This is a genomic window from Ralstonia condita (assembly GCF_958405655.1).
Taxonomy (GTDB): Bacteria; Pseudomonadota; Gammaproteobacteria; order Burkholderiales; family Burkholderiaceae; genus Ralstonia; species Ralstonia condita.
The window spans coordinates 211430-227584 of sequence record NZ_CATYWO010000005.1 but is presented as its reverse complement, the minus strand read 5'-3'; the positions used below and the strand labels follow the sequence as shown (position 1 = coordinate 227584).

Here is a 16155-nt window from a genome sequence, read left to right as displayed (position 1 = left end):
GGAATCGAAAGATGCAATCAGGAATGGGTTGCCTGGGAGGCATTCAGCGCCATGGCGAGAGCCGTATCGATGGCTTCGATCATGCTGCCGAATTCGGCGCGGCCGGTGCCGGCCAGGTCAAGCGCGGTGCCGTGGTCGACGGAGGTGCGCACGAACGGCAAGCCCAGCGTGATGTTGACGCCGTGGCCGAAGGTACCGTACTTGAGCGGCGCCAACCCCTGGTCGTGGTACATCGCGAGCACGCAGTCGGCACCGGCCAGCAGACGCGGCTGGAACAGCGTATCGGCGGGGTACGGGCCGCGTGCATCGATGCCTCGGGCACGCGCACGCGCGATGGCCGGCTCGATGATCTCGATCTCCTCCCGGCCGAGGTGGCCTGACTCACCCGCGTGGGGGTTCAGCCCGGTCACCAGAATCCGTGGCGCGGCGAGTCCGAAGCGCGCGCGCAGATCGTGCTGGACGATATCCAGCGTCTCGTCCAGCACCGAAGGCGTGATGGCATCCGGCACGTCCCGCAATGGCAGGTGCGTGGTTGCCAAGGCCACGCGCAGCATCGCATTGTCGTGCGCCGGCTGCGGGCCAGCCAGCATCATGACCACGCGCGGTGTGCGGCTGCGTTCGGCCAGATACTCGGTATGTCCGGTGAACGGGACGCCGGCCTCGTTGATGGTGCTCTTCTGCACCGGGGCCGTGACCATGGCGTCGTAGCGGATGCCCTCAGCGGTGCCCAGCAGGCAGCCATCGATGGCGGCGTCCAGCAGGTCCAGCACATAGCGCCCGTTGGCGGCGTCGAGCACGCCCGGGCGGACCGGCGCACCAAGCGGGCGCTCCACGATGGTCAGCGCGGTGGATGCCACGCGCCAGAATTCGCCCTGGCCAATCGCATCGGCACGCGCCTGCAACAAGCCGGCATCGCCGATCACGTGCCATTGCACGTGGGCATAGCGCGCCGGCGCCTTGCGTGCCAGGTGCATCAAGGCAGCCACGGTGATATCGGGACCGATGCCGGCGGGCTCGCCGGTCGTGATGGCAATGTTCAGCATGCGATGCTTACCTGCGGTGTATCGATGTCATTCCAGAAACGCCACGGCCGCCCGCAGGCGGCCGTTTGCGATGCGCAATGCCGTCATTTACTGTTGACGGTTGACGCGGTATTCCACATGTGCCGCGTCCCGCAATTCGCGCAGCCAGTCTTCGTACGCAGCCTGGACCTTCTTCTCACGAATGACCGAACGCGCATAGTCGCGCTGGCGATCCACTGGCACCTCGGCCTCGCGCCGACCCTCCACCTGGATCAGGTGGACGCCGAACTGGCTCTGCACCGGCTGCGAAATCTCTCCTGGCTTGAGCTGGTTCATCGCCTGTTCGAATTCCGGCACCAGCTGGCCGGGCGATACCCAGCCGAGTTCGCCACCGGCGCTGGCCGAGCCATCCTGGGAGTAGCGGCGTGCAGCGTCTGCGAAGTCATAGCCATGCACGATGCGGTCACGCAGGCCGGCGAGCTGGCGACGCGCGTCATCTGCTGACATGGTCGGACCGGTCTTGATCAGGATGTGACGCACCTGCGTCTGCTGCACCTTCGTGGCGATAGCCGTACTGGGCGCGCGTTTCTCCAGCAGCTTGATCACGTGAAAGCCGGCCGGGCTCTCGATCACCTCGCTAGCCACCTGGCCCGCTTTCATGTCGAGCACCGCATTGGCGAACACGGCCGGCAGGCGACCGACCGGGCGCAGACCCAGCTCGCCACCCTGCGCGGCATCCTGCGCGCCCGAGTTCTCGCGCGCCAGCTTGGCAAAATCAGCGCCGCCCTGCGCTTGCTTGAGCAATGCCTCGGCCTTGCTGCGGGCAGCGGCCTTCTGGGCGGCCGTGGCATCCTCGGCCACGGGCACGAGAATCTGCGCGACGTTGTATTGCTGTTCGCCGGCGGTAGCGTTGTCTCCCCCGCCTTGCTGTGCGAGGAAATTGTCGATTTCGCCGTCATAGACCTGCACCTTGGAGTCCACCTCGCGCTCGCGCAGGCGGGCCAGCAGGATCTCCTGACGCAGATCCTGGCGGTACTTGTCGTAGGTCATACCCGAGTCAGCAAGCTTGGTCTTGAGCTGCGCCACCGACAGGTTGTTACGCTGCGCCACGCTCTCCACCGCGCGGTCCACATCGGCATCCGACACGCGGATGCCGCTCTCCTTGGCGGTCTGCGCCTGCACGCGCTCCAGGATCAGCTGCTCGAGCACTTCACCAAGCAGGTCCGCGCGCGGAGGCAGCGGACGGTTCTGCGCTCGGAACGTGCGTTCGACCAGATCGGCACGGTCAAGCAGCTCGCGGCGGGTGATCACGTCGGTGTTGACCACGGCCACCACTTCATCGACGAGCTGGCTGCGCGAGCCCGTCGCCGTCGGCCCGGGCAGCGTGCCCTGCAACAGCGGCTGGCTCGGGGAAGATCCAGGCGTGGAGAAGATGCCGCGCAGCGCACCCTTCTTCGCTGGCTGGGTCTGCTGCGCATGAACGGCAGGCAACAGCATGGCGCCCGCCATCAGTGCAACCAGCATGCCCGTCGCAAAGCGCAGACGGCCCTTGGGCGCCACGCGCGTGGCAGAAGCGGTCGATTGGAAAGCCATGATGTCGTTATTCATATTGATCCAGCACGGACGGCGTGATCGGCTGCGCGGTCACCGGCTGGTAGCCGGGTACGTTCAGACGGATCACGTCGATCGGATTGTTCCCCACCTTGGACAGGCCCTTGAACTCGATCTGGGCAAAGATGTGGGTCGTGTAGCCCGATATGGCATTGCTATACCGCTGTACCGCCAGCCGGCCGACCCAGCAATCGGCCACGTACTCGAAACCGAGCAGCATGTCCGAAGGCTTCTTCGCGTTCATGTCGTAACCGATGCGGCCCAGCCCGTACAGACGCCGCGTGATTGGCCACTGCGCCGAGACATCGGTCTGCTCCAGCGGCAACTGGCCGGTGTTGGCATCCTGCCGGTAGTAACGGTAGCCCAGGTTGATGACCTTGTTGGCTTCCGGCTTCCAGCTGAACGCCACGGTCGAGCGCATGACGCGATCGATGTCCTGATTGTACTGAAGGTTCGTATCGAAAAAGATGCCGCGGAACATCTGGATGGTCGTGGCACCCAGGATGTCCGAGTTGCGGCGCACCGAGGTGGGTGCCGCGCCCGCCAGCGTCACGCGCTGGCCTTCGAAATCGAGGCGCTGCGCAAGCGTGGCGCGCAGGCGTTCGATACCCGATTCCGCTTCGATGAACCGCGTGGTCACGCCAGCCGTCAACTTGTTGTTGTCTGCGATGCGGTCGTAGCCTGTGTACGGATTCTCGGTGAAGATCTGCCCGAGATTGAAGTCCGACTGGCCCGTATCGAAGAGCGGGATCTGCGACTGGTCGCTGTACGGCGTGTAGACATAGAAGAGGCGCGGCTCCAGCGTCTGGATATAGCTGACGCCAAACAGCTTGGAAACCGCCGGTGCATCACGCTCGAAGGTCAGGCCGGAATCGAGCGAGAACGTCGGCAGCGTGCGGTTGATCTGCGCGTCCTGCGTGTCGCCCGCCGGACGGTCCAGCCGATAGGCGGTCGTGTTGAGGATGAACTTGGGCGTAACGAACCAGCCCGGGCGGACGATCGGATAGCTGATCGTCGGCTGCATGAACAGGCGCTCGCCCTGGACGGTATTGGCGGTCGGGATGGAGAAGCGCGTGTAATCGGTCAGGAAGTTGATGTCGAACCCGCCGACATCGTAGCGGTTGTACGCCAGGCTCAACTCCGGGAGACGCTCGTACGGCGGCGACAACGGCGTGGTGGCCGTGGACAGCGTCTGGAACTTCTGCACGCGCGCCTGGGCCACCCAGTCGCCGATCGAATACGTGACGCCGCCTTCTTGCGTGTACTGCCGCTGCGTCGCGGTGACGATGCTGCGGCCAAGGTCATCCGGGTAGGTGTTGTCCGAGACCTTGTTGTAGTTGACGTAGGCGTTCAGGCCAGGCGCGAGGCGCTGGCTGTGCTGAAGGGCAATCGACCAGCGGTTGCGGCCGGCTTCGCGATCATCGGGCAGGAACTCGCCGCGCAGCACGCCGCTGTATGACGTGTCGAGGTAGCGGTATTCGGCCCCAAGTTGCAGGCCGCGCTGCGTCAGCAGACGCGGGTATAGCGTCAGATCGCGGTTGGGTGCGATGTTGAAGTAATACGGCAGCGTGATGTCGGTGCCGCTGCGGCTGTTGTAGCCGAAGACCGGCGCCAGAAGACCGCTGCGCCGGTCGTCATTGAGCGGAAAATCCATCACCGGCGCCGCAAAGACCGGCACACCGAAGAAGTGCAGCACGCCATTGCGACCCGTCCCCACCTGGCGATCGCTGTCGATATCGATCCGGCTGGCGCTGAAGTACCAGTCGACGTTATCGGGCGAGCAGGTGGTGTAGGTGCCGTGCGTGATCCGGCTGTTGTCCTTGTCGATGAAATCGATGCGATCTGCGGTGCCGTGGCCGCCGTTGGCATGGAACTCGTATGCCGGCGTGCTCATGGTGCCTTCGTTGGCCGTGACCTTGAGCTTGGCATCCGGACCGGTCACGAGCGTGCCGCCGCGGAACAGCCGCACGTTGCCGGTGGCGGTGGCAACGTCGGTGTCCTGGTTGTAGTCCAGCGTGTCGCCCTTGACGACGGTGCCGTTGCGGCGCAGTTCGCCGTGGCCGCGCAGGTGGACGTCTTCGTTGGTGCGGCCATCCATCGTGTCGGCCGCGGCAAAGGTCGGGACCGCATTATCGGGGCGCTGGATCGGCTCGGCCATCTTCGGCACCAGCGGGCTTCCGCCCGGCGTGGTGGGCCCCGAGGTTGCCATCGCCGTGACGGACGATGCCGTCGTCGACGTCGAAGTCGCCGGTTGCGCGGCGTCCTGGCTCTGCGCCGACGCCGCTGCCGTCCAGACACCGGCCAGCGCGAACACGAGCGGGCGCATGACCAGCGTGCTGCGGCGGTTGGCGGTCCGCTGATCGGGCACGGTCACAGCGGTGCGCTGCCGGGTTTTCCTGGCTCGGTTCGGTTCGGTCATGCAGATCGGGAACTGGGCTGCGCGCGCAAAGGCACGCGCTGGGCACATCATCGTCGGTATTTCGCCGTCGCGTGCGGCCCCGGCGGGGCTCGCGCTCGCTCGCGGCGAAACTCGGTCGGGTATTATACGGGCCTTCCTTCCGGCTTCATTCCAGCGTTCCTTCAGCATGGTTTCAACCCCTGGCGCCACCGCAGGCGCAACCGACGCACGCCTCGACCAATTGCGCGACTGGCTCCGCACATTGCCAGCCGCGCACGGCCTGCGCATCGACACGCTGCAACCCGCATCGGCCGATGCCAGCTTCCGCCGCTATTTCCGCGCGGAAGGCGACAACCGTACGTTGATCGTCATGGACGCACCGCCGCCACAGGAAGACTGCCGCCCGTTCGTCCATGTCGCTGGTCTGCTGAACGGCGCCGGCGTGCGCGCCCCGCAAGTGCTGGAGCAGGATCTGTCGCAGGGGTTTCTGCTGCTGACCGATCTCGGCCCGCAGACCTACCTTCAATCGCTGCGCGAACGCGACTTTGACCTCGCTTACGCCGACACCCTGTTCCGCCCGGCCATCGGCACGCTGGTGCGCTGGCAGCTGGCCTCGCGCGAGGGCGAGCTGCCGCCGTATGACGAGGCCCTGCTGCGCCGGGAGCTCGCGCTGTTTCCCGACTGGTATGTCGACCGCCATCTGCAGCGTCCGCTCGACGCCACCCAGCGCGAATCGCTCGGCAAGGTCTTCAAGCTGCTGGTCGACAGCGCCCTGGCCCAGCCGCGCGTGTACGTGCACCGCGATTACATGCCGCGCAATCTCATGACCAACGCGGCCGATCCGTCGCAGCCGGGCGTGCTGGACTTCCAGGACGCCGTCTACGGCCCGATCACGTATGACGCCGCCTCGCTGCTGCGCGATGCCTTCCTGTCGTGGGAGGAGGAGCAGGAGCTGGACTGGGCCGTGCGCTACTGGGAAGCCGCCCGCCGCGCCAAGCTCCCGGTGGACGAGGATTTCGGCGAGTTCTACCGCGCGCTCGAATGGATGGGCGCGCAGCGTCACCTGAAAGTGGCCGGCATTTTCGCGCGCCTGCGCTACCGCGACGGCAAGGCCGGCTACGTCGAAGACACCCCGCGTTTCATCGCGTACCTGCGTCGCGTGTGCGGCCGTTACAACGCGCTGGCACCGCTGGCTCGCCTGCTCGACCAACTCGAAGACCGCGCCCAGCAGGTCGGCTACACGTTCTGACGCCCATGGCTTCTGCACGCGCTGCCGAATTCCGCGCTGGCGTGCTGGCGCTGGCGCCCATGCTGCTGGGCGTGGTGCCGTTCGGCCTGATCTACGGCGTGCTCGCCACGTCGGCAGGCATGCCCGCATGGCTCGCGGTGGCAATGAGCGCCATCGTTTTCGGCGGCGCCTCGCAGATGATCCTGGTGCAACTGTGGGCCGGCGGCGCGCCCGCGCTGGTGATAGCGGCAACGGTGTCGATGGTCAACCTGCGGCACGCACTCTATTCGGCCAGCATCGCCCCGGCGCTGGCGCACCTGCCGCGCCGCTGGAAATGGCTGATCGCCTATCTGCTCACCGATGAAGCGTTCGCCGCCATGAACCGGCGTGTCGTGAACACACGCCCGGGCACGGAAGAATCGGCCTACCGCCACTGGTACTTTCTGGGCGCCGGCGTGGCACTGTGGACGAGCTGGCAGGCCTCGACCATCGTCGGCGTGGCGCTTGGCGCGCAAGTCCCCACCTCGTGGCCGCTAGACTTTTTCCTGCCGCTCACGTTCATCGCGATCGTCGTGCCCGCACTGCGCACACGCGCGCAGCTGGCGGCGGCATTGACCGGTGCCGTCCTCGCCGTGGCCTGGACGGGTTGGCCGCACAAGCTCGGGCTCATGGGCGCGGCGTGCGCCGGCATTGCCATCGGCGCGCTTGTCGAGCGGCTGGTGAGCCGGCCGAAGAAAGAGGCTGCCGCGTGAAAGCCCTGATCCTGCTTGGCGTACTGCTCATTTCCGGCGCGGCAACCTACCTGATCCGCCTGTCCTTCATTGCGCTCGAAGGCCGCATGCACCTGCCGCTGTGGTTCCGCAGCGCGCTGCCGTATGTGCCGGCCGCGATGCTGACAGCGTTGATCGCGCCCGACCTGTTGATGCGCGATGGCACGCTGGCCGTCTCGGTCGACAACCCACGTCTGCTCGCCGGCATCGTCGCCATCGTCATTGCGCGGGTCACCAAGAGCGCGATGTGGACGATCGTCGGCGGCATGGCCGTCCTGTTGATTCTCATGAAGGTGATGGCGTGAAAGCCATGATTTTTGCGGCGGGCCGCGGCGACCGCATGCGCCCGCTGACCGACCATACGCCCAAGCCACTGCTCTGCGTCGGGGGCAAACCGCTGATCGTCTGGCAGATCGAGCGCCTGGCCGCCGCCGGCGTGCGCGACATCGTCATCAACCACGCCTGGCTCGGCGCGCAGATCGAAGCCGCGCTCGGCGACGGCAGCGCGTGGGGCGTACGGCTGGCGTATTCGCCCGAGGGCGAAGCGCTGGAGACGGCAGGCGGTGTCGCCCAGGCCATGCCCCTGCTGCATGCCGGCGAAGGTCACAGCATATTCATCGCCGTCAGCGGCGACGTGTTCTGCCACTACGATTTCGTCGCCCTGCGCGCACGCGCCTCGGCGCTGGCCTCGCAGACCGCGCCCGGCATGCATCTGGTGATGGTGCCCAATCCGGCGTATCACCCGCGCGGCGACTTCGCGCTGGCACCGGACGGCGCACTTCATGCCGACGGCGCAAACCGCCTCACCTTCGGCAACATCGGCGTATATGACACGCGCCTGTTTGCCGGCATCCCGCGCGGTACAAGGCTTGCGATGACGCCGTTGTACCACCAGGCCATTGCAGAAGGCCGCGCGACGGGCGAGCGCTTCGACGGTCGCTGGGAGAACGTCGGCACGCCGGCGCAACTGGCTGCGCTGGACGCTGAAATCCGTCTGCAATCGGCCTGACTGGCAGGCTCAGATTGCGGCGGCGCTCAGCGCGGCGGCCGTCATGGGGCGGCCGAGCAGGTAGCCCTGCAAGGAGTCGCAGCCAAGCCGCGTGAGAAACACCTGCTGCTCGCTCGTCTCCACGCCTTCCGCCACGATCCTCAGGTTCAACGTCTGGCCAAGTGCCACGATGGCCGAAACGATCGCTGCGTCCTCCGTGTCATGCGCCAGGTCGCGCACGAAGCCGCGGTCGATCTTCAACTCGCTGGCAGGCAGGCGCTTGAGGTACAGCAGGCTCGAATACCCGGTACCGAAGTCGTCGATCGAGATGCGCACGCCCATGGCATCCAGCTGCTGGAGGATCTGCAGGCTGGCATCAGCGTCACGCATGGCGGTGGACTCGGTGATCTCCAGCACCAGACACTGTGGCTCCAGCGCGTGGCGCGCAAGCGTATCGCGCACGTTGCCGATGAGCGCGGCGTGCCCGAACTGCAGCGCAGAAAGGTTGACGGCGACGCTCCAGGTGGCATGCCCCTCGCGTCGCCACTGCGCCATCTGGCGGCAGGCTTCATCCAGCACCCATGCCCCCAGCGGCACGATCAGGCCAGTCTTTTCTGCCAGCGGGATGAACTCGCTGGCCGGAATGAGACCACGATCCGGATGCTGCCAGCGCACCAGGGCTTCCACCCCGGCGATCGGCCCGTCCGGCGCCTGGAACTTCGGCTGATAGTGCAACACGAACTGGTTGCGCTCGATCGCCAGGCGCAGGTCCTGGGCAAGCTGCAGTTGCGCGTGCACATTGGCATTCATCGACGGCTCGAAGAAGCTGTAGGCATTTCGGCCCAGGCCCTTGGCGTGGTACATCGCCGCATCGGCGTTGGTGAGCAGGTCGTGCTGGCTGACGCCATCGCCCGGGTAGATCACGATGCCAATGCTGGTGGAGACCCGCAGCTCATGCCCCCCTGCCATGAACGGCTCGCGCACCACCTGCAGCAGCGCATCGGCCAGGGTACCGGCGTCCTGTGGATCGTCAACCTGTGCAAGCACGACGAACTCGTCGCCGCCCACCCGTGCCACGGTGTCCTGCTGACGCACACGGCCGACAATGCGCTGCGCGACATCGATCAACAGCAGATCACCCACATGGTGACCGTACACGTCGTTGACGGCCTTGAAGCCATCGAGGTCCATGAACATCAGGACAAAGCGGCCTTTTTCGCGGTCGGCCGTGCGCATCGCCTGACCGAGGCGGTCTTCCAACAGCAGCCGGTTGGACAGCTTGGTCAGGTTGTCGTGCAGCGCCAGGTAGGCGAGCTCCTGGTTGGCCTCGGCCAACGAGCTGGCCAAGGCTGCGGTGCGCACCTCCATGCGCATGTCCAGCACCGAAATGACCAGCGCAATGGCCAGCACGGCCAGCGTCACAACGATGATGACCAGCGCCAGCCATTCGGCACTCACCCCCGAGCCCGCGGCGCTGCACACGCTGCCGAGCGGGAATGCCGCGGCCGCCATGCCCGTGTAATGCATGCCGACGATGGCCACGCCCATGACCACAGCCGAGCCCACCCGCAGCGCCCGCGCCCGGTGCGACTGGCGCCGCAGTCGGAAGGCGATCCACAATGCCGCGCCCGAAGCAAACACGGCAACCAGCACGGACAGCCCGAACATCGATGGGTCGTACAGGATGCCCGGCGTCATGCGCAGCGCCGCCATGCCGGTGTAGTGCATGCCAGCCACGCCCGTGCCCATCAGCAAGGCGCCGCCGAGCAGACGCTGCCACGGCAGTTCGTGTTGGCTGACCAGCCACAGCGCAAATGCCGACGCGGCGATCGCGATGGCAAGCGAGGCCAGCGTGATCCAGACGTCATATCCGAGCGGGATCGGCAACCTGAAGGCCAGCATACCGACGAAGTGCATCGACCAGATGCCCAGGCCCATTGCCGAAGCGCCGCCGACCAGCCACCAGGACGCCGCGCGCCCCTGCGCTGCGGCAATGCGTCCGGCCATGTCCAGCGCGGTGTAGGACGCCAGAATGGCGACAAAGAGGGAAAGCAGAACGAGAAGGGAGTTGTAACTGGTGGCGAGCATCGGCTTTTTGGGGGGGGCAGACCGATCCAATGCGGCCGTTCCATGGCGGGCGGACGTCGCAATCCGCGGAATGCGACATCAAGGGTTATCGACCGCACCGGCCCGAGACTTTAGTGGACGGCACTGCCCGCCACCAACTTTCCTTCCGATCAAGCCGGCTCCGATGGCCCGACAGGCGCGGCGTTACAATCAGCCCCATCCTTTCTGCAGTCCGAATGCACGCCATGTCCGCTACTGAACTCGCCTTCCTCCAGACCTATCGGCAGCGCCGCGAGCGCGTCGCGCAGTGGCTGCGCGCGGCGGGCGGCGGCGTGGCGATCGTGCCGACCGCGCCAGAAGCCATGCGCAACCGGGACAGCGACTACCCCTATCGGCATGACAGCTATTTCTATTACCTGACCGGCTTTACCGAGCCCGAGGCGGTACTCGCTGTCGTGGTGCCGGCCGGCGATGGACCGGCGCGCAGCGTCCTGTTCTGCCGTCCGAAGCATGAAGAGCGCGAAATCTGGGATGGTTTCCGCTTTGGCCCCGAAGCCGCCAGGGAGGCGTTCGCCCTCGACGAAGCCCATTCCGTGGAAGAGATCGACACGACGCTGCCCAAGCTGCTCGCCAATGCAGCGGCGGTCGCCTATCCGCTGGCCGAGTCGGGCATGTTCGACCGGCGCATGCGCCGCTGGCTCGACACCGTGCGCGTGCAGGGCCGCGCGGGCGTCTCGTCGCCGCACCAGGCACTCGATGTGCGCGCGATCCTTGACGAGATGCGCCTGTTCAAGGATCCCGGCGAACTCGACATCATGCGTCGTGCCGCGAGCATCTCTGCCGGCGCGCACGTGCGCGCCATGCAGGCGTCGCGCGCCGGCATGCGCGAATATCACCTCGAAGCCGAGCTGCTCTACGAATTCCGCCGCCACGGTGCGCAGAGCGTTGCCTACAACTCCATCGTTGCGACGGGGCCCAACGCCTGCGTGCTCCACTACCGGGCCGGCAACGCCGAGCTGCGCGACGGCGACCTCTGCCTGATCGACGCCGGTTGCGAGCTCGATGGCTACGCATCGGACATCACGCGCACCTTCCCCGTGAATGGTCGCTTCACCGGCGCACAGCGCGAGCTGTATGACCTCGTGGTGGCCGCGCAGGAGGCTGCCATCGCCGAAACACGCCCGGGGGTTCCGTACAACGTGCCCCACGACGCCGCGACCCGCGTGCTGGCGCAGGGCATGCTCGACACCGGCCTGCTCGATGCGAACCAGGTTGGCACGCTCGATGACGTCATCGCCGGTGGCCAGTACCGCCAGTTCTATATGCATCGCACCGGCCACTGGCTTGGCATGGACGTCCATGACGTTGGCGAATACCGCACGCCGGGCACGTCCGCCCCGGCTGACGGAGAGCGCCCGTGGCGTCCGTTGGAAGCCAGGATGGTGCTCACGATCGAACCCGGGATCTACGTGCGCCCCGCGCCCGGCGTGCCGGAGCGCTACTGGCACATCGGCATCCGCATCGAAGACGACGCCATCGTCACGCCCAACGGCTGCGAGCTGATCACGCGCGACGTGCCCGTCACCGCAAGCGACATCGAAGCCATCATGCGAGGGCAAGCGTGATGGACACCACTGTGGCTTCGGACTTCGACGTCGCCATCGTCGGTGCCGGGCCAGTCGGGCTGGCCCTCGCCAACTGGCTGCTGCGCGACACGGACTGGCGCATCGCCCTGTTCGATGCGCGCGATGCCGAGTCCGCCGCGCGTGACCCGCGTTCGCTGGCGCTTTCGCACGGCTCTCGCGTGCTCCTGCAGGCGATCGGCGGCTGGCCTGCGCGTGCTACGCCCATCACGCACATTCACGTCTCGCAGCGCGGCCACTTCGGGCAGGCGCACATCCGCCGCGAGGATTACGACATCCCCGCACTTGGCCATGTCGTGCAGTACGGCGACTTGAGCGCCGCGCTCAACGCTGCACTCACCGCGCAGATGCAGCGTCGCCCGAACCGCCTCATCCGCTACGACCACACGCCGGTCGAGCGCGTCGAACAACTCCCGCGCGCCGACGGCAGCATTGCCCCCGCGCGCGTGCGGGCGTTGCGCGAAGGGCGGCATCCGCTGGCCGTGGAAACCGAGGTCGTCATCCAGGCCGAAGGGGGCCTGTTCGATGACACGCGCAGGCAGGCAGGCGGCCTATCGCACGCCCGCCGCCGCGACTACGGCCAGACCGCCATCGTTGCGCACGTGCGTTGCAGCGCGCCGCTCGAAGGCTGGGCGTGGGAACGCTTCACGCCAGAGGGCCCGCTTGCGCTGCTGCCGCAGGACGACGCCCAGGGTCCCGGCTACGCGCTTGTCTGGTGCTGCTCGCCAGACGAAGCCCGTCGCCGCGCAGGGCTGCCGGACGATGCCTTCCTTGCTGAACTCGGCGCCGCCTTCGGTGAGCGCATGGGCCGGTTCACCCATGTGGGCCCGCGCCACACGTTCGCGCTGGGCCTGCACGCGCAGCGCGTGCCGGTCGACCGACGTGTCGCGGCCATCGGCAATGCGGCGCAGACCATCCACCCCGTGGCCGGCCAGGGCTTCAACCTGGGCCTGCGCGATGCATTCGAGATGGCGCGCGCGCTGCGCGATGGCGCCACCCCGGCAGCGTTGGCGCGTTTTGCCCGTGAACGCGCCTTCGACCGCGCCGTCACCATCGGCCTGACCGATCTGCTGCCGCGCGCATTCGCGCTGCCGGGCCGGCCGTTGGGCCACCTGCGCGGGGCGGCGCTGACGTTGCTGGAATGCCTGCCGCCGCTCAAGCATGGGCTGGCACGGCAGATGATGTTCGGACAACGGGGCTAGCGCGTGGCGCCGCACCGCCGCATAGTTTGTGCACAACATTTAGGCAATCTGGCGGTTTGGCGGTAAAATCCCGTCCTCGCATTTTTGACTCCCGTCGCTTCGCCCGCTCGGTCAATCCGCCCTGGGCGGAGGGGGTATTTTTTCGTTTCTTCCAAGCCGCTTCTTCTCGCAACCTTGCAGATCGGACCCCATACCCTTCGCAACAACCTGTTCGTCGCGCCCATGGCGGGCGTAACGGACCGCCCGTTTCGCCAGCTGTGCAAACGGCTGGGCGCGGGCTACGCGGTGTCGGAGATGGTCGCGTCCAACGCGCAGTTGTGGAAGAGCGAGAAGACGATGCGGCGCGCCAACCACACGGGCGAGGTCGAGCCGATCGCCGTGCAGATCGCCGGCGCCGAGCCGATGATGATGGCCGAGGCCGCACGCTACAACGTCGATCGCGGTGCGCAGATCATCGACATCAACATGGGCTGCCCGGCCAAGAAGGTGTGCAACGTGGCCGCCGGCTCTGCGCTGCTGCAGAACGAGCCGCTGGTCCAGCGCATTGTCGAGGCGGTGGTGGGTGCGGTGGGCGATCGTGTGCCCGTCACGCTGAAAATCCGCACCGGTTGGGATCGCGAACACCGCAACGCATTGAGCGTGGCGCGCATTGCACAGGACGCCGGCATCAGCATGCTGACCGTGCACGGCCGCACGCGCGCCGATCTGTATCACGGTGAAGCGGAATACGACACCATCGCCGCGGTCAAGGCGTCGGTACGCATTCCGGTGGTGGCCAACGGCGATATCACCACGCCGGCCAAGGCCAAGCACGTGCTGGCCGTGACGGGCGCCGACGCCATCATGATCGGCCGCGCAGCGCAGGGGCGCCCGTGGTTGTTCCGCGAGATTTCCCACTTCCTGCAGACCGGCACGCTGCTGCCCGCACCGGAAGTCGAAGAGATTCGCGGCATCATGAATGCGCATCTGGAAGAGCACTACGCGTTCTATGGCGAATACACCGGCGTGCGCACCGCACGCAAGCACATCGCCTGGTACACGCGCGGGTTGGCGGGGGCCAACCTGTTCCGCCACCGCATGAACACCATCGAAGACACCGCGGCCCAACTGGCGGCCGTCAACGCGTTCTTCGACGAGCAGCGTGCACTGTCCGACCGTCTGGTCTACGAAGACCAGACCACCGGTGGCGGCCACCCCACGACGGGCAACAACGACAACAACAAGGAACTGCTTGCCGCATGAGCCGCAACCCGATCGAACGTTGCATCCGCGACAGCCTGGATGCGTATTACCGCGACCTGGACGGCGAGAACCCGTCCAACGTCTACGACATGGTGCTGCAGGCCATTGAACGGCCGCTGCTGGAAACCGTGATGGAATGGGCTTCCAACAACCAGTCGCAGGCGGCCGACTACCTCGGCATCAACCGCAACACGCTGCGCAAGAAGTTGCAGCAGCACGGCCTCATCTGAGGTCGCAGGCCGGCCTTTGAACCGATTTCCTTTCTGACGGCGCCTCCTGCCAGTTTGGCAAACCCAGCGCCACACCCGCCCTCCGGCGTTTCCACCATGATCCAGCAAGCCCTGCTTTCCGTTTCCGACAAGACCGGCATCGTCGACTTTGCCCGTGCCCTGCACGAGCGCGGCGTCAAGCTCCTCTCCACCGGCGGCACCGCCAAGCTGCTCGCCGAGTCCGGCCTGCCCGTGACGGAAGTGGCGGACTACACCGGCTTTCCGGAAATGCTCGACGGCCGCGTCAAGACGTTGCATCCGAAAGTGCACGGCGGCATCCTGGCCCGCCGCGACCTGCCCGAACACATGGCCGCCCTGTCCGAGCACAGCATCCCGACCATCGACCTGCTGGTGGTGAACCTGTACCCGTTCCAGCAGACGGTGGCCAAGGACGAATGCTCGCTGGCCGACGCCATCGAGAACATCGACATCGGCGGCCCGACCATGCTGCGCTCGGCGGCCAAGAACCATCGTGATGTGACGGTCATCGTCGATCCGGCCGACTACGCCACCGTGCTGGCCGAAATGCAGGCCAACAACAACACGGTTGGCTACGAGACCAACTTCATGCTGGCCAAGAAGGTGTTCGCACACACCGCGCAGTACGACGGCGCCATCACCAACTACCTGACGAGCCTTGGCGCCGACAAGTCGCACAGCACGCGCAGCGCCTATCCGCAAACGCTGAACCTGGCCTTCGACAAGGTGCAGGAAATGCGCTACGGCGAGAACCCGCACCAGTCCGCCGCGTTCTACCGTGACCTGAAGGTCGTGGACGGCGCGCTCGCCAACTACACGCAACTGCAGGGCAAGGAGCTGTCGTACAACAACATCGCCGACGCCGATGCCGCGTGGGAATGCGTAAAGTCGTTCGATGCGGCCCAAGGCGCCGCGTGCGTCATCATCAAACACGCCAACCCGTGCGGCGTGGCCATCGGCGGTACCGCGCAGGAAGCGTATGAGAAGGCCTTCAAGACCGATTCGACCTCGGCCTTCGGCGGCATCATCGCTTTCAACGTGCCGCTGGATGAAGCCGCGGCGCAGATCGTCGCCAAGCAGTTTGTGGAAGTGCTGATCGCCCCGGGCTTCTCGGAAGGCGCGCGTGCGGTGTTTGCTGCCAAGCAAAACGTGCGTGTGCTGGAGATTGCTCTCGGCAAGGGCGTGAACGCGTATGACTTCAAGCGCGTTGGCGGCGGCCTGCTGGTGCAGAGCCCAGATGCCAAGAACGTGCAGCCGAGCGAGCTGCGCGTGGTCACCAAGCGCCACCCGACGCCGAAGGAAATGGACGACCTGATGTTTGCCTGGCGCGTCGCCAAGTTCGTCAAGTCGAACGCCATCGTGTTCTGCGGCGGCGGCATGACGCTGGGCGTGGGCGCCGGCCAGATGAGCCGTGTGGACTCGGCCCGCATCGCGAGCATCAAGGCGCAGAACGCCGGCCTGACGCTGGCCGGTTCGGCTGTGGCATCGGATGCGTTCTTCCCGTTCCGCGACGGCCTGGACGTGGTGGTCGATGCGGGCGCCTCGTGCGTGATCCAGCCGGGCGGCTCGGTGCGCGACGATGAAGTGATCGCCGCCGCCGACGAGCGCAACGTGGCGATGATCTTCACGGGCACGCGCCACTTCCGCCACTAAACGGCGCGGTCGTTCGACCGATCAGCGGGGCAAGGCGTAGACTGGCGCCTGCCCCGTTTTTCTTTTCTGCTCCGCTCCATTTC

The 16155-nt window shown here is 66.4% G+C and carries 13 protein-coding genes; 9 read left to right on the top strand and 4 right to left on the bottom strand.

Annotated elements, in window-relative coordinates; translation table 11 throughout:
- Nucleotides 1-17: 17 nt before the first annotated feature.
- The 3 genes from pdxA to R2N03_RS16820 all read right to left on the bottom strand — a co-directional run bounded on the left by pdxA (nucleotide 18) and on the right by R2N03_RS16820 (nucleotide 5052).
- Entirely contained in the window at nucleotides 18-1043 is a 1026-nt protein-coding gene (pdxA, locus tag R2N03_RS16830; protein WP_316658917.1) for a 4-hydroxythreonine-4-phosphate dehydrogenase PdxA, read from the bottom strand.
- A gap of 87 nt (nucleotides 1044-1130) precedes the next feature.
- A complete protein-coding gene (locus R2N03_RS16825) occupies nucleotides 1131-2615 on the bottom strand; it encodes a peptidylprolyl isomerase (RefSeq protein ID WP_316658916.1) in 1485 nt (494 codons plus the stop codon).
- A 7-nt stretch (nucleotides 2616-2622) separates the two neighbouring features.
- Nucleotides 2623-5052 carry an LPS-assembly protein LptD gene (locus R2N03_RS16820; protein ID WP_316658915.1) on the bottom strand — a complete coding sequence of 810 codons (2430 nt, stop codon included), beginning with the start codon at nucleotides 5050-5052 and terminating at the stop codon, nucleotides 2623-2625.
- Between the two features lie 166 nt (nucleotides 5053-5218).
- Here R2N03_RS16820 and R2N03_RS16815 point away from each other — a divergent pair, with 166 nt between their 5' ends.
- The 4 genes from R2N03_RS16815 to murU are packed head-to-tail and all read left to right on the top strand — an operon-like array spanning nucleotide 5219 to nucleotide 8038.
- Nucleotides 5219-6280 (top strand): aminoglycoside phosphotransferase family protein, encoded by a 1062-nt coding sequence (locus R2N03_RS16815; protein WP_316658914.1) that lies wholly within the window; start codon nucleotides 5219-5221, stop codon nucleotides 6278-6280.
- A 5-nt stretch (nucleotides 6281-6285) separates the two neighbouring features.
- Entirely contained in the window at nucleotides 6286-7011 is a 726-nt protein-coding gene (locus R2N03_RS16810) for an AzlC family ABC transporter permease (RefSeq protein ID WP_316658913.1), read from the top strand.
- Nucleotides 7008-7334, top strand: coding sequence for an AzlD domain-containing protein (locus tag R2N03_RS16805; RefSeq protein ID WP_316658911.1), 327 nt, complete (start codon nucleotides 7008-7010; stop codon nucleotides 7332-7334). The genes R2N03_RS16810 and R2N03_RS16805 overlap by 4 nt, the downstream gene beginning before the upstream one ends.
- Nucleotides 7331-8038 (top strand): N-acetylmuramate alpha-1-phosphate uridylyltransferase MurU, encoded by a 708-nt coding sequence (murU, locus tag R2N03_RS16800; RefSeq protein WP_316658910.1) that lies wholly within the window; start codon nucleotides 7331-7333, stop codon nucleotides 8036-8038. The genes R2N03_RS16805 and murU overlap by 4 nt, the downstream gene beginning before the upstream one ends.
- A gap of 9 nt (nucleotides 8039-8047) precedes the next feature.
- Here murU and R2N03_RS16795 read toward each other — a convergent pair whose 3' ends face one another.
- Nucleotides 8048-10105 carry a putative bifunctional diguanylate cyclase/phosphodiesterase gene (locus R2N03_RS16795; RefSeq protein ID WP_316658908.1) on the bottom strand — a complete coding sequence of 686 codons (2058 nt, stop codon included), beginning with the start codon at nucleotides 10103-10105 and terminating at the stop codon, nucleotides 8048-8050.
- Nucleotides 10106-10329: 224 nt separating this feature from the next.
- On the opposite strand from R2N03_RS16795, the gene R2N03_RS16790 reads away from it, so the two are divergent.
- From R2N03_RS16790 to purH, 5 genes are all read left to right on the top strand, one after another.
- Nucleotides 10330-11709 carry an aminopeptidase P N-terminal domain-containing protein gene (locus R2N03_RS16790; protein ID WP_316658907.1) on the top strand — a complete coding sequence of 460 codons (1380 nt, stop codon included), beginning with the start codon at nucleotides 10330-10332 and terminating at the stop codon, nucleotides 11707-11709.
- Complete coding sequence (locus R2N03_RS16785) at nucleotides 11709-12929, top strand: UbiH/UbiF/VisC/COQ6 family ubiquinone biosynthesis hydroxylase (protein ID WP_428984425.1); 1221 nt, start codon at nucleotides 11709-11711, stop codon at nucleotides 12927-12929. Before R2N03_RS16790 ends, R2N03_RS16785 begins: the two co-directional genes overlap by 1 nt.
- Nucleotides 12930-13103: 174 nt before the next feature.
- Nucleotides 13104-14171 (top strand): tRNA dihydrouridine synthase DusB, encoded by a 1068-nt coding sequence (gene dusB, locus R2N03_RS16780; protein ID WP_316658904.1) that lies wholly within the window; start codon nucleotides 13104-13106, stop codon nucleotides 14169-14171.
- Complete coding sequence (locus R2N03_RS16775; protein WP_004635563.1) at nucleotides 14168-14401, top strand: Fis family transcriptional regulator; 234 nt, start codon at nucleotides 14168-14170, stop codon at nucleotides 14399-14401. Before dusB ends, R2N03_RS16775 begins: the two co-directional genes overlap by 4 nt.
- Before the next feature lie 96 nt (nucleotides 14402-14497).
- Entirely contained in the window at nucleotides 14498-16072 is a 1575-nt protein-coding gene (purH, locus tag R2N03_RS16770) for a bifunctional phosphoribosylaminoimidazolecarboxamide formyltransferase/IMP cyclohydrolase (RefSeq protein ID WP_316658902.1), read from the top strand.
- Nucleotides 16073-16155 lie beyond the last annotated feature (83 nt).